This is a genomic window from Polyangium fumosum, assembly GCF_005144585.1.
Taxonomy (GTDB): Bacteria; Myxococcota_A; Polyangia; order Polyangiales; family Polyangiaceae; genus Polyangium; species Polyangium fumosum.
In genome coordinates this window covers 154,938-175,944 of sequence record NZ_SSMQ01000016.1, presented here as the reverse complement: position 1 = coordinate 175,944, position 21,007 = coordinate 154,938, and the positions used below count along the sequence as shown (strand labels likewise).

General features: G+C 70.6%; 18 protein-coding genes. 8 read left to right on the top strand and 10 right to left on the bottom strand.

Going from position 1 to position 21,007, the window contains the following annotated elements:
• The first annotated feature begins 2 nt into the window (after positions 1 to 2).
• The 3 genes from E8A74_RS17725 (at position 3) to E8A74_RS17715 (ending at position 6,120) form a co-directional block, all read left to right on the top strand.
• Positions 3 to 3,032, top strand: a complete 3,030-nt coding sequence (locus tag E8A74_RS17725) for a PAS domain S-box protein (RefSeq protein ID WP_136930195.1) — start codon at positions 3 to 5, stop codon at positions 3,030 to 3,032.
• Between the two features lie 99 nt (positions 3,033 to 3,131).
• The gene (locus E8A74_RS17720; protein ID WP_136930194.1) at positions 3,132 to 5,105 is read left to right on the top strand and encodes an ATP-binding protein; all 1,974 of its coding nucleotides are present in this window, start codon (positions 3,132 to 3,134) and stop codon (positions 5,103 to 5,105) included.
• A gap of 40 nt (positions 5,106 to 5,145) precedes the next feature.
• On the top strand, positions 5,146 to 6,120 hold the full coding sequence (locus tag E8A74_RS17715; RefSeq protein WP_136930193.1) for a lysylphosphatidylglycerol synthase domain-containing protein: 975 nt from the start codon (positions 5,146 to 5,148) through the stop codon (positions 6,118 to 6,120).
• A gap of 1 nt (position 6,121) precedes the next feature.
• Here E8A74_RS17715 and E8A74_RS17710 read toward each other — a convergent pair whose 3' ends face one another.
• From E8A74_RS17710 to E8A74_RS17695, 4 genes are read right to left on the bottom strand one after another with little or no spacing between them, the layout of a single operon-like run.
• The gene (locus E8A74_RS17710) at positions 6,122 to 7,510 is read right to left on the bottom strand and encodes a DUF362 domain-containing protein (RefSeq protein ID WP_136930192.1); all 1,389 of its coding nucleotides are present in this window, start codon (positions 7,508 to 7,510) and stop codon (positions 6,122 to 6,124) included.
• On the bottom strand, positions 7,507 to 9,747 hold the full coding sequence (locus E8A74_RS17705) for a glycosyltransferase (RefSeq protein WP_136930191.1): 2,241 nt from the start codon (positions 9,745 to 9,747) through the stop codon (positions 7,507 to 7,509). Before E8A74_RS17705 ends, E8A74_RS17710 begins: the two co-directional genes overlap by 4 nt.
• 47 nt (positions 9,748 to 9,794) lie before the next feature.
• Complete coding sequence (locus E8A74_RS17700; protein WP_136930190.1) at positions 9,795 to 10,844, bottom strand: NAD-dependent epimerase/dehydratase family protein; 1,050 nt, start codon at positions 10,842 to 10,844, stop codon at positions 9,795 to 9,797.
• Positions 10,845 to 10,886: 42 nt separating this feature from the next.
• Entirely contained in the window at positions 10,887 to 11,549 is a 663-nt protein-coding gene (locus E8A74_RS17695) for a hypothetical protein (RefSeq protein ID WP_136930189.1), read from the bottom strand.
• Between the two features lie 257 nt (positions 11,550 to 11,806).
• Here E8A74_RS17695 and E8A74_RS17690 point away from each other — a divergent pair, with 257 nt between their 5' ends.
• Complete coding sequence (locus E8A74_RS17690; RefSeq protein ID WP_136930188.1) at positions 11,807 to 12,454, top strand: hypothetical protein; 648 nt, start codon at positions 11,807 to 11,809, stop codon at positions 12,452 to 12,454.
• Between the two features lie 19 nt (positions 12,455 to 12,473).
• On the opposite strand, the gene E8A74_RS52375 is transcribed toward E8A74_RS17690, so the two are convergent.
• Complete coding sequence (locus E8A74_RS52375; protein WP_170229203.1) at positions 12,474 to 12,698, bottom strand: hypothetical protein; 225 nt, start codon at positions 12,696 to 12,698, stop codon at positions 12,474 to 12,476.
• A 19-nt stretch (positions 12,699 to 12,717) separates the two neighbouring features.
• Here E8A74_RS52375 and E8A74_RS52370 point away from each other — a divergent pair, with 19 nt between their 5' ends.
• From E8A74_RS52370 to E8A74_RS17670, 4 genes are read left to right on the top strand one after another with little or no spacing between them, the layout of a single operon-like run.
• Entirely contained in the window at positions 12,718 to 13,179 is a 462-nt protein-coding gene (locus tag E8A74_RS52370; protein WP_170229202.1) for a hypothetical protein, read from the top strand.
• A 46-nt stretch (positions 13,180 to 13,225) separates the two neighbouring features.
• Positions 13,226 to 13,867: an O-methyltransferase gene (locus E8A74_RS17680; RefSeq protein WP_136930186.1), complete on the top strand. Its 642-nt coding sequence runs from the start codon at positions 13,226 to 13,228 to the stop codon at positions 13,865 to 13,867.
• A 29-nt stretch (positions 13,868 to 13,896) separates the two neighbouring features.
• A complete protein-coding gene (locus E8A74_RS17675) occupies positions 13,897 to 14,697 on the top strand; it encodes a type III pantothenate kinase (protein WP_136930185.1) in 801 nt (266 codons plus the stop codon).
• On the top strand, positions 14,694 to 15,677 hold the full coding sequence (locus tag E8A74_RS17670) for a FecCD family ABC transporter permease (RefSeq protein ID WP_136930184.1): 984 nt from the start codon (positions 14,694 to 14,696) through the stop codon (positions 15,675 to 15,677). The genes E8A74_RS17675 and E8A74_RS17670 overlap by 4 nt, the downstream gene beginning before the upstream one ends.
• Here E8A74_RS17670 and E8A74_RS17665 read toward each other — a convergent pair.
• The 5 genes from E8A74_RS17665 to E8A74_RS17645 all read right to left on the bottom strand — a co-directional run bounded on the left by E8A74_RS17665 (position 15,674) and on the right by E8A74_RS17645 (position 20,929).
• Positions 15,674 to 16,351, bottom strand: coding sequence for a glutathione S-transferase family protein (locus E8A74_RS17665; RefSeq protein WP_136930183.1), 678 nt, complete (start codon positions 16,349 to 16,351; stop codon positions 15,674 to 15,676). The genes E8A74_RS17670 and E8A74_RS17665 overlap by 4 nt on opposite strands.
• 66 nt (positions 16,352 to 16,417) lie before the next feature.
• Positions 16,418 to 17,317, bottom strand: a complete 900-nt coding sequence (locus E8A74_RS17660; RefSeq protein WP_136930182.1) for a hypothetical protein — start codon at positions 17,315 to 17,317, stop codon at positions 16,418 to 16,420.
• The gene (locus E8A74_RS17655; protein WP_136930181.1) at positions 17,317 to 19,287 is read right to left on the bottom strand and encodes a cytochrome C peroxidase; all 1,971 of its coding nucleotides are present in this window, start codon (positions 19,285 to 19,287) and stop codon (positions 17,317 to 17,319) included. The genes E8A74_RS17660 and E8A74_RS17655 overlap by 1 nt, the downstream gene beginning before the upstream one ends.
• A 143-nt stretch (positions 19,288 to 19,430) precedes the next feature.
• Positions 19,431 to 19,829, bottom strand: coding sequence for a (deoxy)nucleoside triphosphate pyrophosphohydrolase (locus E8A74_RS17650; protein ID WP_136930180.1), 399 nt, complete (start codon positions 19,827 to 19,829; stop codon positions 19,431 to 19,433).
• 62 nt (positions 19,830 to 19,891) lie between these two features.
• Positions 19,892 to 20,929, bottom strand: coding sequence for an FHA domain-containing protein (locus tag E8A74_RS17645; RefSeq protein ID WP_136930179.1), 1,038 nt, complete (start codon positions 20,927 to 20,929; stop codon positions 19,892 to 19,894).
• Positions 20,930 to 21,007 lie beyond the last annotated feature (78 nt).

The window sequence follows — 21,007 nt, the reverse complement described above, 5'->3', positions numbered from 1 at the left end:
TCTTGCGCAGTCGCCTCACCGCCTCGATCCTCGGACGGAGCTCCCCGTCGCGCGCATCGCTCGAAGCCGAGCTCCGCGCCGCCGGCTTCGTGCTGCTCCCGAACGAGGCCCCCGCGGAGATCGACGCGCCGTCCCTCTGCGTCGTCCTCGATCTCGAAGGCGACGATCCCGCCGCCGCCCTCGACGCCTGCCGCGCGGCACGCGCGCGTGAAAGCACCACCGCCCTCGCGGCGGCGACCGAACGTGACGTGGACGCGCACCTCCGCGCGCTCGTGGATGCGGGCGCCGACGAGCTCTTCGTCCTGCCGCACGACGCGCCGCGCCTCGGCCCGCGCCTCGCCGCGCTCCGCCGCCGCATCGAGACGACCGAGCGCATCCTCGACGAGAAACGCGACGTCGAGCGAAGGCACGAGCACCTCTACGAGCACGCGCCCATCATCCTGCACTCGATCGACGCCGAAGGCCGCCTCGTCAGCGTCAGCGACGGCTGGCTCGACGCGCTCGGCTACGATCGCGCCGAGGTCCTCGGTCGCCGCTCCGTCGACTTCATGACCGAGGCCTCCCGCGCGCATGCCCTCGCGCGGATCCCCGAGCTCTTCCGGCGCGGCGTCGGCCGTGGCAGCCGGTACGAGTTCGTGCGCAAGGACGGGAGCCTCCTCGAGGTCGTGATGACCGTGCTCGTCGAGCGCGACGCCGCGGGCAAGATCCTCCGCACGTTCGCGGTCTCGACCGACCTCAGCGAGATCCGCGAGGCCGAGCGGGCCCTCGCGCAGGCGAACGACGAGCTGCACACCCTGCTCTCCGCGTTCCCCGACAACATCTTCCGCGTGACCGAGGACGGCACCGTCCTCGAAGCGCACTTCGGCAGGCTCCAGCGGCGGCGCAGCGTCGAGGCGCTCCCTGCGCTCGTCGGCAAGAACCTCGCCGAGATCCTCCAGCCGCTGCGGACGCCGGAGGTCCTCGACGCCATCACGAAGGTCCGCGGGACGACCGACATCGCCGCGCTCGACTACGAGACGCGGGGGACCGACGGAGCCCCCATGTTTCGAGAGATCCGCATCGCCGCCCTGCCCCACGGCGAGGCGCTGATCCTGAGCCGCGACGTGACGGATCTGCGCCAGTCCGAGGCGCTCCTGCGCGAACACGAGGCGCGCCTCCACGCGCTGCTCGACCACGCCCCCGTGGTCCTGTGGGCGGTCGAGCGCGACGGCACCATCACGTTCGCCGAGGGCAAGGGCCTCGCGCACCTGGGCTTCCAACCTGGCGAGCTCGTCGGGACCTCCGTCTTCAACCTCCCCAGCGCTCCTGGAGGTTCGCCGCAGGTGGACGAGCCCCTCGCAGGCCGGGTCTACAAGGGCGAAGTCCCGGTGGGGGGCGTCTGGTTCGAGCACGCCTCCTGGCCCCTCCGCGACGCCTCGGGCGAGGTCATCGGCGCGATCGGCGTCTCCACCGACATCACCGAGCGGCGCCGCGTCGAGCGCGCGCTGCGCGACAGCGAGCAGCTCGCGCAGGCCGTCTTCGAGAACGCCCCCGTGGGCATCCAGATCTTCGGCCCCGACGGCCTCTCCCTGCGGATGAACGAGGCGCACCGCAGGCAGCTCGGCCTCGCCAGCACGACCTTCGGCGTCGGCCAGTTCAACGCGCTCACCGATCCCCTCCACGTCGAGACCGGCATGGATGTGTGCTTCGCGCGCGCCTACGCGGGCGAGGTCGTCGAGATGCACGGGCAGGACGTGAACCTCGACGTCTACGGCAGCGCCTGGAGCAGCTCGCGCGCGCGCCTCGTCTTCGACACCATCCTCTTCCCCCTCCGCGACGGCGACGAGACGCGCGCCGTCGTCGCCTTCTGCCGCGACGTCACCGAGCGCAGGCACGCCGAGGCGCGCCTGCTCCTCGCCGATCGCCTCGCCTCCCTCGGCACGATGGCCGCCGGCGTGGCCCACGAGATCAACAACCCCCTCTCGTTCGTCCTCGCGAACCTGGAGTTCGTCGCGGGCGCCCTGCGCACGCTCCCTCCCGACGCCGCCACGTACGAGGCCGCCACGCAGGCCCTCGACGAGGCCCTCGAAGGCGCGCGCCGCATGCGCGCCATCGTGCGCGACATGGGTACCTTCTCCCGCGCCGACGGCGAGCCCGCCGAATGCGGCCCCATCGACGTGCACGGCGTCCTCGACAAGGCCATCCGCATGACCCACCACGCCCTGCGCCACCGCACGCGCGTCACGCGCGCGTACGGCGACGTGCCCGCGGTCCTCGGCAACGAACCGCGGCTCGGCCAGGTCTTCGTCAACCTGCTCGCCAACGCCGCGCAGGCCATGCCCGATCGCCCCGAGTCGGAGAACGAGATCCGCCTCGTCACCCGATCGCTCGACCGCCGCGTCGTCATCGAGGTCGTGGACAACGGCGTCGGCATCCCGCTCGAGCTCGTCTCGCGCATCTTCGATCCGTTCTTCACGACGAAGCCCGTCGGCGAGGGCATGGGCCTCGGCCTCTCGGTTTGTCACAGCATCGTCACCGCCCTCGGCGGCGAGCTCTCCGTCGAGAGCACGACCGGCGCGGGCTCGACGTTCCGCGTGATCCTCCCGGCCGCCGATCCTGCGAAGAACCCGCGCGAAGGCCTCCGCCCCGCGGGGCGCGGCGACAGGCCCCGTGTCCTCTTCGTCGACGACGAGCCCTACGTCTGCGCGGCCGTTCGTCGCGTGCTCGGCCGCGACATGGATCTCGTCTGCGCCTCCGGCTCCGAGGAGGCGCTCGAGCTCGTCCGCGGCGGCGCGCGCTTCGACGTCGTCCTTTGTGATCTCATGATGCCGGGCACGAGCGGCGTCGCGCTCTACACCTCCCTGCTCGCGCTCGATCCCGCGCTCGATCGGCGCGTCGGCTTCTTGACCGGGGGCGCCTGCACGGACGAGGTCCGCTCGTTCGTCGGTGATGTCGCGGATCGGCTCCTCTACAAACCGTTCGAGTCCGAAGCATTTCGCGCGCTCGTCTTCGCGCTCGCCTCGGGGAGCATGCCCCCGAGGCCGGTGGGCTAACGCCACGACATGTACGGGCGCCTCGAACGAGGCTCGCCCGGCGACGCTTCTCGGCCGTAGGCTCCCGCCGAGGCCAGGCATGTTTTATGGACCGGGCCGATGGCGTCTCGTCTCGACCTCGTCCCGGGAGAATGGAGAGGCCCGCAGCACTGGACATCCTCCCCGGCCGGCCTCTTCCTGGCGCTCGGCACGGTCGGCGGCACGGTCGTGCTGCGCGAGAGCCTTGCGCCCTTCCTCGGCGCGACCTCGCCCATGCTCATGTTCGTCCTGCCGGTGACCATCTGCGCCGCGGCGGGGGGGTTCTGGCTGGGCCTCCTCGCCACGCTCCTCGCGCTCGGCGCGGGCACCTTCTTCTTCCTCGATCCCGTCCACGCGCTCGCGCTGACGACCACCGCCGACCTCGTCCGGCTCCTCCTCTTTTGCTTCATCGGCGTCGCCATCAGCGCCGTGAGCGGCCGCATGCACCGCGAGGTCGAGCGCAGCCGCGAGGCCGAGCGCATCCTCGCCGAGCGCGCGCAGGCGAGCGCCACGAACGCCCAGCATTTCCGCACCCTCCTCGCCTCCCGCACCCTCGGCGTCGCCTCCTTCCGCGGCGACGCGATCGTCGAGGCGAACGACGCCTTCCTCGACCTTCTTGGTTTGAGCTCCCATGAATTCGCCGCGCGCCGAGGCAAGCTCACGTGGCGCGAGCTCACGCCCCGCGAGCACCGCAGCGCCGACGAGCTCGCCGGCCGACAGCTCCGGACGACGGGGTCTTGCGCGCCCTACGAGAAGGAGTTCTTCCGGAAAGACGGCAGCCGCGCCCCGGCCTTGATCGGCGGCGCCGTCCTGCTCGGCCGCGAAGGGCGCGAGCTCACCGGCATGTTCTACGTCGTGGATCTCTCGCGCCTCCGCCGCGCCGAGCAGGCCCTGCGCGAGAGCGACGCCCGCCTCCGGCTCGCGCTCGACGCGGCCCGCGCGGGCTCGTGGGCCTGGGACACGGCGACGGACCACCTCGTCTGGTCCGAGCGCAACTTCGAGCTCTACGGCGTCGATCCGAGGTACGTCCCGACGATCGAACGATGGATCGAGGCCATCCACCCGGAGGATCGCGAGCGCATCCTGGACGAGTCCGACCGCATCCTCGCGAGCGGCGCCGAGCACTTCCGCCTGGAGCTCCGCGTCGCCGCCCACCCCACGCCCGAGGCCCGCTGGATCGCCATCCTCGGCCAGGTCCACCGCGACGAGCATGGCCACGTCGTGCGCGCCGCGGGCTTGACGCTCGACATCACCGATCACCGCAACATCGAGGAGGCCGAGCGCAACGCCCGCGCCGAGGCCGAGCGAACGAGCCGCCTCAAGGACGAGTTCGTCGCGACGCTCTCGCACGAGCTGCGCACGCCCCTCACCGCCGTCCTCGGCTGGGCGCAGTTCTTGAAGCGCTCGCCCCGCGACGGCGACAAACTCGATCGGGGCCTCGAGGTCATCGAGCGCAACGCCCGCGCCCTCGCCCAGCTCGTCTCCGATCTCCTCGACGTGAGCCGCATCGTCACCGGCAAGATCCACCTCGACGTCGCGCCCTTTGATCTCGGCGCCGTCGTCACCACCGCGGCCGAGGCCGTGCGCCCCTCCGCCGAACAGAAGGGCGTCACGCTCGACCTCCACGTCGCGCCGATCGGCGAGCCGCTCCTCGGCGACGGCGCCCGCATCGAGCAGCTCCTCTGGAACCTCCTTTCGAACGCCATCAAGTTCTCGCCCGCGGGCGGCCGCGTCGAGGTCACGGTGCGCCCGCAGCGGGGCCGCGCCGTCCTCGTCGTCCGCGACTTCGGCCAGGGCATCGCGCCCGCGTTCTTGCCGCACCTCTTCGAGCGCTTCCGCCAGGAGGACGCCTCCTCGTCGCGGCGCCACGGCGGGCTCGGCCTCGGCCTCTCCATCGTCAAGCACATCACCGATCTCCACGGCGGCCGTGTGTCTGCCGAGAGCGCGGGCCCGGGGCACGGCGCGACGTTCACCGTCGAGCTGCCGCTCCCCTCCGACAGCCGCGGCACGGCCGCTCGCCACGCCGCGCCCGCGTCCCTGCGACGCGCCGGCTGATCGACCTTCGCCTCGGCCGGGATCTGGTACGTTCGCGCCGATGGCCGAAGCGCCTCCCCGCCCCGAAGGCGAGCCCCCGCGATCCCTCGTGCGCGCGGTCCTGCCGTTCGTCGTCTCGATCGCCCTCGTCGTGTTCGTCCTCGCCCGCCTCGATCTCCGGGCGTTCCAGCAGCACCTCGCGCGTGTCTCGGCGCCTTCGTTCCTCGCGTTCGCCACGGTCTTCGTGGTCTCGTTGTGCGCCGCCGACAGCCTGGCGACCGTGCTCGTCTATCGCAGATCCGTCGCGCCCATTCGATTTCGTGATTTTTTCATCCTCCGCGGCGCCTCGTACCTGCCCTCCCTCCTGAACCACCACGTCGGCCAGGCGTTCATCACCGTCGCCCTCTCCCGGATCCACGGCGTCCCCCTCGCGCGCGTCGCCGGCGCCACGCTGCTCGTCTATGCGTCCTGGATGGGCTCGATCCTGGGCCTCGCGTGTATCGCCATTCTGCTCGGGGACAAGCCTCTCGTTTGGCTCGCCCTCCCCCTCGGCGCGGGCCTTCTTTACCTCGCCCTCCTCGCGATTCGCCCGGCGAGGCTCGCCTCCCTTCGCCTCCTCGCGCCGCTCTTCGAGGCGGGCGTGCGTGGGCACCTGTGGGCCCTCCTCGCGCGCCTGCCGCACCTCGTCGTGCTTTTCCTCGGCACGTGGATTCCCTTCTGGTTTTTTGGCGTGAAGATCCCCCCGGCGAGCGCGTTTGCCTTCCTTCCCATTCTGATGGTCGCCGTCACCTTGCCCCTCACGCCGCAGGGGTTTGGGACGCGGGACGTCCTCGCCGCCACGTTGCTCGAACCCTTCGCGGCGTTTCCGACGCAGGGCGAGCGCCTCGCGGCCATCGCGGCGTCGACCACCGCGTGGGGCGTGGCCATCACGCTCGTCGAAATCGTCTTCGCGCTCGTGCTCTTCCGCTTCCAGACGCCGATGCCCGCGTCGCCGAATCCCCCCGGCGCACCGGCGGTCGTCGAGACCGAGCGCTGAATTACCCGAGGCTCGGCCAGCTCCGCGGCGCCCGGAATTTCCGTTCGAATCGCGGCCCGTCGCGCCGGACGATCCTGCCGGCCAGATCGGCCCGCGACACCATCCCCACCGCCTCCCGGATCATCGAGATCCGCGCCGGATCGAATCCCATTTCCTCCGCGGCCGTCGCGTCCACGATCCCCGGATCGAACCCGCCCACGAGCGTCCCCGCGAAGACCGGCGTCGCCCCGAGCGGCCCTTCGCCCTCGCCCGCCACGATGCCGTCCACGAGCGCGAGGTACCGCCGCACGGGCTGGTCCCGCAAAATGCCGTCGCGATCGACGAAAAAGAGGATCCGGTTCAGGTCCAGGATGGTCCGCCAGAGCGTATCGTTGCCCTCCCAGCTCCCATCGATCACCTTCGACGGCGCCCCGACCCGGGCGAGGCGCGCGACCAGCGAATGGTCACCGGGCAGCGGAAACCGCGAGAATTTGTCCTCGATCCGCTCCGCCAAGCTCCGCGGACGATCGAACTCGTCGCCTCCGACGGACGGGTCCCCGGCCGTGAAATGCGGGAGCCAGTATTTTTCGTTCGTGAATCCGATGACGCTCTTCAAGGCCAGCGTGACGCCGGTCTTTTTGTGCGTCTTCATCTTCGGCAGGTTGAGCACCACGTCCGCGTCGAGCACCGTGCGCGGCAGGCTGTATTCGTGTCTCCCGCCCGTGTGGTGCGGGACCGGCGTCTCGTAATGGCTGCGGTGGAAGCGGAGCCGCTCGCCCGGCGGCGCAGAGCGAAGCGCGAACGCGCTCCGATCGCCGAGATCCACCACCCGATACCCGCGCGGATCCCCCGGGAGCCTCGTGCGGACGAGCAGGCCGAGGTTGTACGAAAGTCCCCCGCGCCGCACGTCGTCGAGCGCGAAGTACGGCGCCACCCGGAAATAACGCAGGTCCACGAAATCGACGTCCGCGCCGCCCCGGCGCAGGTGATCGATCACCGCGAAGATCCCGAGCGGCCCCGCGACCTTCTCGATCTCGCAGCCCTCCACGGGCGAATCCACGACCCGCACGTTGCCCCGCGGCCCCGCGGCCCGGAGCGCATAATCGAGGATGGGCCGCAAGAGCGCGCCATGCGTGCTCGAAGCCCATAACTTTTCTCCCGTGATCTTCTCGTGCAGGTTCTTCGACGAGACGAGGTTGGGCTTGACGATCACCCGATCGCCCGGCCGGATCAAATCGCCGAGCGGGTTCCATTCCGGCGTCCCGGCCCGCGCTGCGTCGAGCCCGAGCTCCCGGAAGAGCGCCTCCACCATGGCGTACACCGGGTTCGGCGGATCAAAGGGCGGCACGCCGCCCGCGGCGTACGTCGTCCCCGGGCGGGAGACGATCGCGACCGAGGACCCCTGCGTCATGCGCGATCCCCGCGGCCCACGCTCGGCCGCACCGAGGCGGAGCTCCCCTGGAAATCGATCCCGAGCTTCGACACGGCCGCGACGCGCTTGCCCGTGCGCACCATCGCCACCTCGTCCACGAAATCGACCGTGATCCGCAGATCCTCGCCGAGCACCTCGCGGAACTTCGTGAGCACCTCGTCGAGCACGTCGTCCGAGAAACGCCCGCCCTTCACGACCCGGAACGTGATCGCCCCAAGCGCCTCCTGCACCACCTGGAACTGCTTGATCGCGTGATCGTATTCCTTCAGGTAATGCGCGAAGAACGTCCCCGGTACGAATCTACCGTCTGTGCCCTGGATGATCGATTGCACGCGCCCCTCGATCGCCCCGATCCGCGGCGCGCCCCGGCCGCACGTGCAAGGCGCGAGCGGATCCATGGCTTCCGCGAGGTCCCCGATGCGATACCGGATGAACGGCATGCACATGTTCGTGAGATCGGTAATGACGACCTCGCCGATCTCCCCGGGCTTCGCGGGCTCGCCGCCCTTCAGGATCTCGACGATGTATCCCTCGGCGACCACGTGGTGCCCCGCATGCGCCTCGCATTCGTAGGCGATGCCCGAGAACTCGCGGCTGCCGTATTTGTCGAACACCGCGCACCCGAACGCCTGCTCGATCACGCGCCGGCTCGGCAGGGGGAGCGTCTGCGCGCTCGACATCACGGCCCGCGGCCGCACCGAGAGGTTGCCGTGCGCCTGGAGATACCGCGCCAGGAAATCGAGCGCCTCGGCATATCCGTCGAGCAGGACGGGCTCCGCCTCCGCGATCGTGCGGACCATCGCGGCCAGGTTCTTCTCGCTCATCTCGAAGACCGGCACGAACGTCCGCTTCGACAGAATCGCGTCCGCGCGCTCCTTCCGGATCTGGCTCTTCGACATGCCGATCGTCTGGTGCCAGAGCCGCACGCAAGGATCGCCGAATCGATACCCCGTCCACTCCTGGGCCCTTAGCGTCGCCGCCCAGCGCAATTCGAGCTGCACGCGGTCGGCGTAACAGATGAACGGCTCGCCGGTCGATCCGCTCGTCGCGATCCGCTGGACCTGCGACTTGTCGTGGTTCTCCGACATGATGTCGAAGTAGAGGTGCTTGCGAATGTCGGCCTTCGTGAGGAGCGGCAATTTGTGCAAATCCGCCTGCCCCCGCACGTCCTCGGGCCGAAGCCCGCGCTCCTGCATGCGGGCGCGGTAATACGGCACGTTGCGGTAGGCGTGTCGGACGAGGCGGCGGAGCTTCTCGTCCTGGAGCTCGCGCGTCTCCGCGATCCCGAGCCATTGCGTCTTGCAGAGCGTCTCGTAGGCATGCTCGACGTCCCGCGTGATCATCCAGTGCGTGCGGTCGAATGCCGCGAGGTACGCCCGCCAGCGCATCTCCTGCACGGGCGTCCGCGGCGGCGTCCGATCCGCCACCGGATGCCGCCGCAAGAACTGGTGCGCGATGTCCGGCGGCGGGCGGCTCACGCGGTACTCCCACGCCGCCTTCCCGATATCGACGAACGAGAGCACGCTCGCGCGCACGGCCGTCTTTTCGAGGAAGCTCGTCCCCTGCCGCCGCTGCTCGAAGATCGTCTCGATCTCCTTGTACGAATACCCCTTCGCGTGCGCGGCGACCATGATGAACGATTGCCAATAGAAATACGTGCCGCGGTACGTGAGCAGGTCGAGCATCACCTCGCGGGCGCACATGACGAACCCGCTCTTGTTGTCCGAGAGGTCCATCCCGAACACGCCGTTCAAGAGGTGATTGAGCCCGCGGCTCAGGTGGTATCGCTGGTCCTTGCGCCGCCCGACCGCGCTGCGGAAGCCCTGCACCACGTCGACGCTGTGATCGTAGAGCGCGCGCCGGAGCCGCAAGAGATCCTCCGGCTGGTACTGCAAGTCCGCGTCGATCGTCGCGACGAGCTTGCCCCGCGAGGCGCCCACGCCCGTCCGCCACGCCGCCGCGATGCCCCGGTTCTCCGGATGAAAGCAGCCCACGATCCGCCCCGCGGACGCGGCCGAAAGCTCGCGGATCACGCCCGCCGTGCCGTCCTTCGAGCCGTCGTCGACGAGGACGAGCTCCCCGACGAGCCCGCCGACCTCGAAGACACGCAACACGCGCGCCGCGAGCTCGCGCAGGTTGAGCTCCTCGTTGAGGCAAGGGACGATCACGCTGAGCTCGATCGTCGATTCGGGAGCGGAGAGCGCTTGTTCGGTCATCGGAGAGCGGATCCTCGGCGTTCGGAACGCGAAACGCGCCGCGCAGTCTACTCGACGGCGCTGCCCGGGGAAGCCACGCGGGGGCCTCCCGCATACGCGGGCGCCTTGCCCGCGATCTCTGCGGCGAACCGCGAGATCCCTTCGAGCGCGCGCAAACGCGGCGTCCACCCGAGCTCCCGCACCGCCTTCGACGCGTCGTACACGACGTCGCGCGAGAGGAGCTTCACCACGAAGGGCGTGAGCGGCGGCGTCTCCTTCCGCCCTGAAAGCGAGCAGGCCGCCGCGAGCGCCTTCGCCGCCCCCATCGCCGCCGGATACGGGAGCGAGAGCCGCGGCAGAGGCAGCTCGGTCGCGCGCGCGATCGTCTCGAACACCTCACGCACGCTCGGCGGCCGCGCGTCGACCTCGTCCATCACGTTGAACGCCTCGCCCCCGAGATCCCGCCGCTCGGCCGCGCGCAGCACCACGTCGACCACATGATCCACCCACACGACGTTCAGCGGCGCGCGCCCGCCGTCGACGAGCAGCATCATCCGCTTTCGCAACGTCGTGATCGCGCGAGGCAGGAAGTTCCGATCGTAGGGCCCGTAGATCACGGGCGGACGCACCGCGATCACCGAGCGCCCGAGCGCGCGCCCTCGCTCGTGCGCGAGCCGCTCGGCGTGTGTCTTCGTGTCCTCGTAGGGCAAACCGCTCGTGCGCGTCGGCCACGCCTCGGTCACGTGCCCGCGATCGGGCCGCCCGTACACCGCGACCGACGACACATGCACGACATGCGGCACGTGCGCCTCCGCCGCGGCCTCGATCACGGCGCGTGTCCCGCCCACGTTCACGCGCTCCATCTCAGCCGCGTCCGTGGCCTCGCCGACCATGGCCGCCGCGTGCACGACCACGTCCGCGCCGCGGAGCACGTCCGCGAGCGCGCGCCGATCCGCGACGTCTCCGCCCACGACACGCACGCCGATCCGCGACAACGCGCGCGCGTCGAGCCGCTCGGGATCCCGCGCGATGCCTGCCACCTCGTGGCCGGCTTCCCGCGCGATCTCGCAGAGCCTCCGGCCCACGCCGCTCGTGATCCCCGTCGCCGCGATCTTCATGGCGCCGAGGGTGGCACGCAGATCCCCGGCGTTCCAGCGCGGCTAGTGCCGCGACGGACGTGTCGCCGGAGCGGGCGCGCTCGACGGCCGATCCGTGCGCGGGGCCTCGCCCACTTCGGAGGGACGGCGCGGCGGATCACCGACCTCCGAGGGCCGGCGCGGAGGCTCACCGACCTCCGAGGGACGGCGCGGAGGCTCCTGCGAAGGCCGGAGCAGCGAGCCCGTAGGCAACGACGAGATGCGATCACTCCGGTGTGATTCGAGCGCCTGGGGCCTTCGCGGCGCGAGGCTCACGGGCGGCGCTTCGCCGCGCACGCTCTGGCCGCGCAGGTACTCGAGCGCCTCGGCTTCGTCGTGAAACACCTCGGCGCCCGCGCCGTCCTCGCGCAGGTGGCGCTTGACCTGCAGCGCCCCCACTGCGGTCTTCACGATGATCGCCGCGCCACGAAACCCTCGAAAGAGCCGGGGTCGGAAGCGCCGCATCGTATCCTCGAACTGCGGATCGTTGCGCCGCGGCCCCTCGCGGAGATCCACGAGCAGCTTCTTCCGATCACGCCCAATCTCGTCGAGCGTGGCGATCACGGCCTCGAGATCCTGCTCCATCATCCATGTGTCTGGATAATCGCGCGGCGTCCTGCGCATGATGAGGATGTGCCCCGAGCCATCCGTTTCCACCACGTGATACGGCGTCTCGAGCTCGATCATCGCCCCCCAGCATAAACCGCCTGTTTTCGGGCGGCGAGGATTCCTTCCGTGCTAGGGTCGGCCGCGCGAAAATGGCACTTCTCTGCCCTCCCCGAGGACCCATGCGATCCATCAAGAACGTGCTCGGCGGGGCCCTCGTCGGCGCCGCGACCCTGGCCTCGCTCCTCGTCGCCACGCGCGACGCGCGGGCCTGAGGCGTCGCGCCGGCCGTCGGTCCGACGGGCATTCCCTCTTGCAGCGACGATCTCGACGCGCCCTTGCCCCCCAGCAAGCCGGGCGCGCCCGTGGTGAAGCCTCGCCCGCGGCTCTACCGCGTCGGCGCGACGGTCGGTTACGCTTGGACGAACCTCGTCTTCGCGGGCAAGTACGACGTCGCCATCGATCGGCGCGCGGCCGTCGCCACGTTCGAACGCAGGCTCGGCTCCGCGTGGACGCTCCAGCTCGGCGCGGGCGGCATTCTCTGGGGCAGCCTGCGCGAGGGCGCGCGGCGCTACGACTTCGGCCCCGGCTGGTCCGCCTCCGTCGCCACGTCCTATCGCCTGCTCGACGGCCGTGATCGCTTTCCCTTCCTGATCCTCGGCGCCTCGCTCGCCGTCGCGGGCGCGCAGACACGCGAGGCGCGCCCCGACGCGCCCGTGGTCCCGTATTACGCCGGCGACCTCCGCCTCAGCGCGGTTGCCGGCAAGACGTTCTACGACGTGCTCAGCCCGTACGCCCTCGCGCGCGTGTTCGGCGGCCCGATCTTCTGGCAGGTCGACGGCGTGGATCGGCAGGGGACCGATCGGTACAAGTTCCAGCTCGGCCTCGGCCTCGTGGCCTCGCTCCCGATCGGCCTCGACGTGTTCGCGGAGATCGTCCCGCTCGGCGAGCGGAGCGTGACGAGCGGCGCGGGTTTTTCTTTCTAGAACCGCCCGCGCCCCTCGCTCATCCGCACTGGCACGTGAAGGGATCGACGCACTCGAGGTTCTGGAACGCGCAATCGAAGACGCACGCGAAGGGGTTGCACGCGACGCCGCCGTCGCCCGTGCTGCCGCCCGAGCACGTGCCGCCCATGCAGGTCTGACCGGCCGCGCAATCCGCGTTCGAGCAACACTGCGACTGGCAGACGCACGTGGAGCCATTCTTCACGTACCCCGAGTTGCAGCTCACGTCGCAGAGACCCGTCGCGTTGCAAGTCGCGACGCCGTTCTGCGCCGTGGGGCACGGCGTGCACGTGGTCGACGTGAAGCACCCCGTCGCGGCTGTGTTGCCCGCGCAAACCCCGGCGCAGGCGTGCTCCATCGGCCCGCACATCTGCCCGCCCGAGCTCGTGCTGCTGCTCGACGAGCTGCTGCTCGACGCGCTGCTGCTGCTCGACGCGCTGCTGCTCGATGCGCTGCTGCTGCTCGATGCGCCGCCCGCACCGCCCAGGCCGCCCGAGCTGCCTTCACCTCCTTCGCCGCCTTCGCCGCCTCCGCCCACCCCTGGCCTGGTCGCGGTCGCACAACCGCCGCCGAGCCACGCACCGAAGCCGAGCGCCATCATCACCAAGCCAAGCCGCTTCGTGCTCACGACGTACCTCCGTTTCGTTCGCGATGTTCACCCGTTTTTCCCGCAAGTGGAAGCTTCACCGACCACGACGTCGTGGTAGACGAACTCCCCGCGCAACCGAGGCGCGGGCAGCCGTGGAGGAACCCATGACGCCCATCATTTCGCCCGAGCTGAACGATTACATCGAAGCCCATACGCGCCCTCGTCCGGCGCTCTTCGATGAGCTTCGCGAGGTCACGTACGCCTCGACGACGTCGCCGCAAATGCAGGTGGGCCGCGTCGAAGGCACGTTCCTGAAGACGCTCTGCGCGCTCGTCGCGGCGCGTCGTGTGCTCGAAATCGGCACGTTCACCGGCTTCTCGGCGCTCTGCATGGCCGAGGCGTTGCCCGAGGACGGCGAGCTGCTCACGCTCGACCGCGACCCCGACGCGACGCGTATCGCCCGCTCGTTCTTCGATCGCAGCCCGCACGGAAAGAAGATCCGCATCCTGCTCGGCGACGCCCTCGAGACCCTGCGCGCCCTGCCGGCGGGACCGCCCTTCGACCTCGTCTTCCTCGACGCCGACAAGGAGCGCTACGTCGATTACTACGAGGCCGTCCTTCCGCTCCTCCGCACGGGAGGTCTCCTCGTCGGAGACAACACGCTCTGGAGCGGCCACGTCCTCGCGCCGAAGGACCCCTCCGACCACGGCATCTGCCGCTTCAACGACGTGGTCAACGCCGATCCGCGCGTCGAGAACGTCCTGCTCTCGATCCGCGACGGCATGATGCTCGCGCGAAAACTCTGACCCGCCCGGGAAGTGATAAAGGTTCTCCCATGCTGCTCGTCGTCGACGTGGGCAACACGAACATCTCGTTTGGTGTGTTCGAGGGGACGAAGCTCCTCCACCACGTACGCTCCGAGAGCGCGCGCAGCCGCACGGCAGACGAGTTCGCGGTTCTCGTCCGGCAGATGCTCGCGCTTCGCGGCGTCGATCCCGACCTCATCGATCACGCCATCATCGCGAGCGTCGTCCCGACCCTGACCGACACCATGGTCGAGCTCGTGCGCCGCGCCTTCCGCCGCGAGCCGCTCGTCGTCGGTCCGGGCATCAAGACGGGCATGGCGATCCTCTACGAGAACCCGCGCGAGGTCGGCGCCGATCGCATCGTCAACGCGGTCGCCGCCTACGAGTGGGCGAAGGGCCCCGTCATCGTCGTCGACTTCGGCACGGCCACGACCTTCGACTGCGTCACGCCCAAGGGCGAGTACCTCGGCGGCGTGATCACGCCCGGCGTGCACATCAGCGCCGAGGCGCTCTTCTCCCGCGCCGCGCGCCTCTCCCGCGTGGAGATCACCTTGCCGCCCAAGGTCGTCGGGCGAAACCCGGTGCACAGCATGCAGTCCGGCATCGTGTACGGCTACGCGGGCCTCGTGGACGGCCTCTGCAAACGCCTCGTCGCTGAGCTCGGCTACACCTGCCGCATCGTCGCCACGGGTGGCCTCGCGCGGCTCATCGCGCCGCTCACCGAGTCCATCGAGGAGGTCGACGACGACCTCACGCTCACGGGCCTGCGCCTGCTCTACGAGCGCAACGCGCAGGAGCCGCGCGCGTCCGCGAGGACCGAAGGCGCTTGATCCGACGCCCGATCCTGCTCGCCGCCGCGCTCCTCGTCCTCGTCACCGCCCTCGCGCTCGCCTTCGGCACCGAACCGATCTCCCTCTCGAACGCCTTCCACGAGCCCGGCCTCGCGCGCACGATCCTGCTCGACGTACGCCTGCCGCGCGTCGCGCTCGCCGCCATGGCCGGCGCGGGGCTCGGCGTCGTCGGCGCCGCGTTCCAGGCGCTCCTCCGCAACCCCCTCGCCGAGCCGTACGTGCTCGGCGTCTCGGGCGGCGCTGCGCTCGGCGCGACGACCGCCATCGCGCTCGGCCTCGGCGCGACCACGCTCCTCGGCGCCGCGCTGATCCCGGCCGCGTCGCTCCTCGGCGGCCTCCTCGCCACGTCGCTCGTCTATGGCGTCGCGCGCGGCATGCGCGGCGGCGCCTCGGGCACGGCGATCCTTCTCGCCGGCGTGATGGTCAACTCCATGGCCGCCGCGCTCATCACGTTCCTGAAGGCCCTCGTCCCGCCCTCCCGCGCGCAGCAGCTCCTGCGCTGGCTCGTCGGCTTCGTCGACCTGCCGCACGCCTCGTCGCTGCTCGCGGCCTTCGTGTACGTGGGCGTCGGATGCGCGGTGCTCCTCTTCGACGCGGGCCGCCTCAACGTCCTCGTGCTCGGCGACGAGACGGCCGGCACGCTCGGCGTCGACGTCCGCGCCCTCGAACGACGCACCTTCCTCGCCTCCTCGTGTGTCGTCGGCGCGATCGTCAGCTTGACGGGCCTCATCGGCTTCGTCGGGCTCGTCGTCCCGCACGCCGTCCGCCGGCTCATCGGGCCCGATCAGCGCCGCGTGCTGCCCGTCTCGCTCCTCGCGGGCGCGACGATGCTCGTCGGCTGCGACCTCGTCGCGCGCCTCGCGTTCCGCTCGCTCGGCACCGAGCCGCCGGTCGGCGCCGTGACGGCGCTGATCGGCGGCCCGGCCTTCCTCGTGCTCCTGCGTCGCTCGGGCGGTTAACCCTGCATCACGCGCGCGAACGCGGGCCGCGCGAGACACCGCGCGACCCACGCGTTCACGTTCGGGAACGGGCTCACGTCGATGCCGAAGCGCCCCAGGAAGGGAATCGCCGGCGCGATGGAGATGTCGACGAACGAGAACGTCTTGCCCACGAGGTACTCCTTGCCTTCGAGCGCCTCGTTCAAGATCGCGAGGTGCGCGGCGAGATCCTTCTTCGCGACCTCGGCGGACTTCGGGCTCCGCTCCTCCTCAGGGAAACGATCCAACGTGTTGCGGAGAAACCGCTGCAGCGCCTCGCCGAACGTCACCGCGCCCCACGCCATCCACTTGAAGGCATCGGCGCGATCGAGGTTCGACGCCGGGAAGAGTCCCTTCTCCGTGCCGAAGCGCTCGCCGAGGTACAGCAGGATCGCGAGCCCTTCGAAGATCGGCCGGCCCTCGGCGATGAGGAGCGGCACCTTGCCGTTCGGGTTGAGCGCGAGGTACTCGGGCTTCCTCTGTTCACCGGCCGCGAGGTCGAGCTTGACCTTCTCGTACGGAACGCCGAGCTCCTCGAGCGCCCAGTGCACCCGCGACGCGCTCGTCATGGGCGCGTAATAAAACTTGAGATCCATCGCGATCGACCTTCCTCCCTGGGCGCGCGTGGCGCCGCCGCGGCCGAGCGTGTCCGACACGGCCGCGCGTGGCAAGGGATCGAGACGACCGAGGACGCCCGCGTGGGGCGAAGGTCGCCCGCGTGGTTACTCCGACTCGATAGGCTCGACGTTGGGCGCGTCCACGAAGTCGTTGCGGAAGCCCGCCGTGACGCCCTCGTCGTCCTCGGCCCAGCCCACGGACGCGCTGAGGAGCGGCTCGCGCTCGCGCTTCGTGCGGCTCGTGCTCACGGTCACCTGGAGCGCGCGCATCGTCGTGTCGGCCGGAACCGCCTGGGACTGCGGATGGAACGACGGCGCAGGCCTTTGCGCGCGCTTCGTCTGGATGCGCCCCGCAGCCATGAGCATCGCGCCGTTCTTCGCGGTCGTGTCGAGCCCGATGCGGAGGTGCCCGCACTGCGTGAACCCGATCTGGCCGCGCGGATCCACGTACCCGATCCGGTCCTGCGACGGGATCACGACCTGGAGCTCGTCGCCCTTGCGAAACCCGTACACCACGTAGGACGCGGGCCCCTTCGCGAGCACGGTGAGCGGCACGCGTGTCGACGTCGCTTGCCGCACGCTCGACGTTCGCCCGTCGAACCACGCGTCCACGATCTCGAGCTCCGCCTCGCCCGGCTTGCGCTCGACGAGACGCTCGACGCGCAGCGGGAGCACGCCGCCCACGCGGATGCTCGTCGCCGCGGAGCCCGAAGGCGGCACGCCCGGCGGGATCGCGCCCACCGACACGCAACGACCTCCGTCGGCCTGCACGGCCGTGAACGTCGGCGCCCCCTTGAACATGGTCCCGTCGACGCGCACGCCCTCGACACGCTCGCCCGCGGGGATCGTATCCGGCGCGTCCTTCGGATGCAGCATCTCCGGCACGCGCGCCTCGGGCACCGACGAGAAGCTCGGCGTACCCGCCGCGTGGACCGGCGCGCCCACCACGACCGCGAGCGACGCGGCCGCGAGCGCCATCCACGCGCTCTTTCCGATGCGGCTCATCACAAGCTCCTCATGTAGGCCTCGAGCGCGTCGAGGTCTTCCTTCGCGAGGTGCTTCGTGTGGCCCATCTTGCCGTCGGAATCGACCAGCAGCGACCGCAAGGTCGCGTAACGGCCGTCATGGAAGTACGGCGCCGTGCCGCCGACGAACCGCAGCGAGGGCGTGTCGAACGTGGCCGCGACGTCGGCGTCGGCGCGGCTCGAAACGTCGTGCGCCGTGTGATCGGTCCACGCGCCTTCCTCGTGGTGGCACGTCCCGCAGCCCGCCTGCGTCGAGTGGAAGATCGCCTTGCCGCGCTGCACGAGCACGTCGTTCGTGCCGTCACGCATCTCGGCCTGCGGCGGCCGGAGCGCCGTGGCGAACGCGATGAGCGCGTCGATCTCGCGCCGCGCGAGCCCCGCGCCGCCGAGCCGACCAAACGTCTCCGAGAGGTGCGCCTCGACGCTGTCGCCGCGGCCCGTCCACCCGTACGGCGCCGTCTTCGCGAGCCTCCCTGCGAGCATCGGCGTCTGCCGCGGCCCTTCCGGCGTCGCCCACGTGAGCGCGTCGTCGCGCCCATCGGGATGGCAGCTCGCGCAGGCGCGACCGTCGCTCGAGATGCGCGTGTCACCACTCGCGTGAAAGAGCTTCCGGCCGAGCTCGAGATCCGCCGTCGCCGCCGTCTGCGCCTTGCGCGAGAGCCCTACGCGCACGATCGCGGGCGCGTCCACCGCGGCGACGTCCTTCGCGCCGAGCGGCGCGATCTGGAGCGTGCGATCGAACTGCGACCACACGACGAGCCGCCGGCCCTCCGGATCCACCGCGAGCCCCGTCGGCCCCGCGGCGACCGTGAAGCGACGCCGCTCGGCATGCTGCGGATCGGCCGCCGCCGCGTCGTACTCGATGACCGTGTCGATGCCGAGGCACGAGACGAAGAGCGAGCGCGACCCCGGATCCATCGCCGCGGCCCGCGGCAGCAAGCACGCAGCACGCGGCCGCGCCACGCCCACCATCTGCCGCACGTCCGGCTTCACGCTCACCGACTCGCCGATCGGCTGCTCGGTGTCCTCGTCGACGACCGCGACCGCCGCGACCTCCGGCGGGTTCATGCCGCCGCTGCCGTACCCCTCCGAGCGCTCCTCGGCGCGCCCCGGATCCACGAGCACCTGCGGCGCGAAGATTCGACCCGAGAGATCGGTCGACTTCGCGAGCGCGAACCCCTGGCACGCGCGCCGCTCGATCTCCTCGCCGCCGCCGAAGAGGCCGATCCTCGGGCGCCGGAACCCGCCCTCCTCGATCCCGCCCACGTCCACCGGCCGCACCCGCTTCGCCGCGAGATCGACCACGCTCATCCGCGAGCCCACGACGTGCGCGACGAACGCCTTTTTCCCGTCGTCCGAAACCACGAGCGAGCGAGGCTCGCGCGGCAGCGGCACCTCGTACGTTCGTCCCATGCTCGCCACGTCGTACGCCGTGAGCGCCGCGCCCCAGCCGCTCGTCACGAGCAACGTCCCATCGTCGGGCGTCGTTGCGAGCGCGACCGGCTCGACCGGCGTGGGCACCGTGCACCGCGACGCGAGCGGCTGCGCCGGATCCGCCTCCGGCTCGAGCACCTCGATCGCCGCCTTGTCCCGCAGCGCCACCACGACGCGGCCATCCGCGGCCACGACGAGCTGCGACGGCGTCCCCCCGAGTTGCGTCGTCCCGAGCTCGTTCCCCGTCGCGACGTCGACCGTGTGGATCGTTCCGTCGTCCTCGTCTGCGACGTACGCGATCGTCTTTCCCCCGGCCTTCGCCAGCGCGACCACGCCGCCCTGCCGCGCGCCGGCGAGCGGCTTCGCGCCCACGCCTGGGTGCACGCGCCCGCAGCTCCGTTCGCCGACGTTTGGCGCCTTTGCCTCGGCGCCGCCTCGCCCCGTGCTCCCACACCCCGCCGCGAGACCCGCCGTCGCCGCAGCAACCAGACCGATGACCGCAACGCTCTTTCGCATGGCGCCTTCCTCTACGAGTGGGGCTCCGCCCCACGCCCCCGCGGAAAACGTTCGTAGTCCCAGCCGGATTCCGACGCCCGCGGAGGGATCTATGGACGAGCGGCCCGGTCTTTTGTTTTACGCGTCGCGAAAAAAAGCTGCGCTCAGCCCATGCCGAGCAGCTTGTTCATGCTCGCTTCGTCGGCAGGCGTGAACGGGTGCTGATCGAACTCCGCGCTCGTCACCCACTTGAACGCGTTCACCGCGAGCGGCGCGGGCTCCCCCGAGGTGATCCGACACTCGTAGAGGTAGAGGTCCACCACATACCGCTCGTACGGGTGGCTCACGAACGAGATGAGCTGCCCCGGCTCGACCTCGACCCCGAGCCGATGGAAGACCTCACGCTTGAGCGCCGTCGCGTCCGTCTCCGCGTCCTCCACGCGCCCCCCTGGGAATTCCCATAAGAGAGGGAGCAGGGCCGTCGGACGGCGCTGCGTGATGAGGTATCGCCCCTCGGACTCGATGACGGCAGCAACGACGCGGATCGTGCGCGGCGGTTCCATGGCCGACCATTCTCCCCCGCCGGGACGCGCGGCGCCAGAAGCCGCTCGCCCGGAAGCCCGTCTCAGGTCTGAATGTTGATCCGGAAGAGCTGCTGGCCCATCAGCAGGACGTCCCCGTCGACGAGGTCCACCTCCGACGAGATCCGGTTGAACGTGCCGTTCGAGCTGCCGAGATCCGTGACGAAGAGCTGGCCACGCTCGTAGCTGATGCGGCAGTGCAGCCCCGAGACGTAACCGTCCTCGGGGAAAAGCACGTCCCCGCGCTCGCGGCCGAGGTGCAGGCCCGTCTCCGGGATCGGGAACGAGTTGCCCGTCGCGTCCCGCCCGATGATCAGCGCGATGCGACCCACGTAGCCCTTCGACGGGCTGCCGAGCCGCTCGACGCCGTCCGCCGTCGCCGGCATCGCCGAGAGCGCCTCGAAGCGGACGATCTCCTGGCCGATGCGGAAGATGTCGCCGATCACCACGGCGATCGGCTCGTCGCGGTACAGCTTGCGGTAGACGCCGTTCAGCGAGCTCTCGTCGCGCACGCTGAGCTTGCCGTTCTTCGACGTGAACGTCGCATGCCGCGGCGAGAGGTAGTTGTCGCCCGCGAAGATCGCCCCGACATCACGGCCGATCGTGAACGTCGCCGACGGGAGCGTGTACGAGCCCGCCTCCGAGCCGTCCGCGCGGAGCGCCGTCAAGACGACCGTCATCGCGCTCGGCGTCGAGGCCACGGGCGGCGCCGCGGGCGAGGCCATCGCCGGCACGCTGCCGGGCTTCGGCAGCTTCGCGCCGCACGACGCGCAGAACCGGTTCGCCTGCGCATTCGTGTGCCCGCAGTCCTTGCACACCACCGGCGCCGTGGACGGCCCGGCCTGCGCTGCGATCGGCGGATGCACGGCCGCGGGCGCCACGGGCGGGAATTGCGCCACGGCGCCCTTCGCCCCCATGTCGTCGGTCACGGCGCCCGGCCGAACGGCGGGGATGCCCTGCGGCGGCGTGCCGCCCGACGCAAACTTCTTCGGAGACGCATCCCTCGGCAGCTCGGAGCCGCAGCCGAGGCAGAACTTGTAGTGGTCCTGGTTCTCCTTGTTGCACTTGGGACAGGTAATCACGCCGCCTCCTCGGGGACTGCCGACACCAGCCCACCCGGTCCGCGCGGAGCATATTCGGGCCGATTTTTTTTGTCGAGG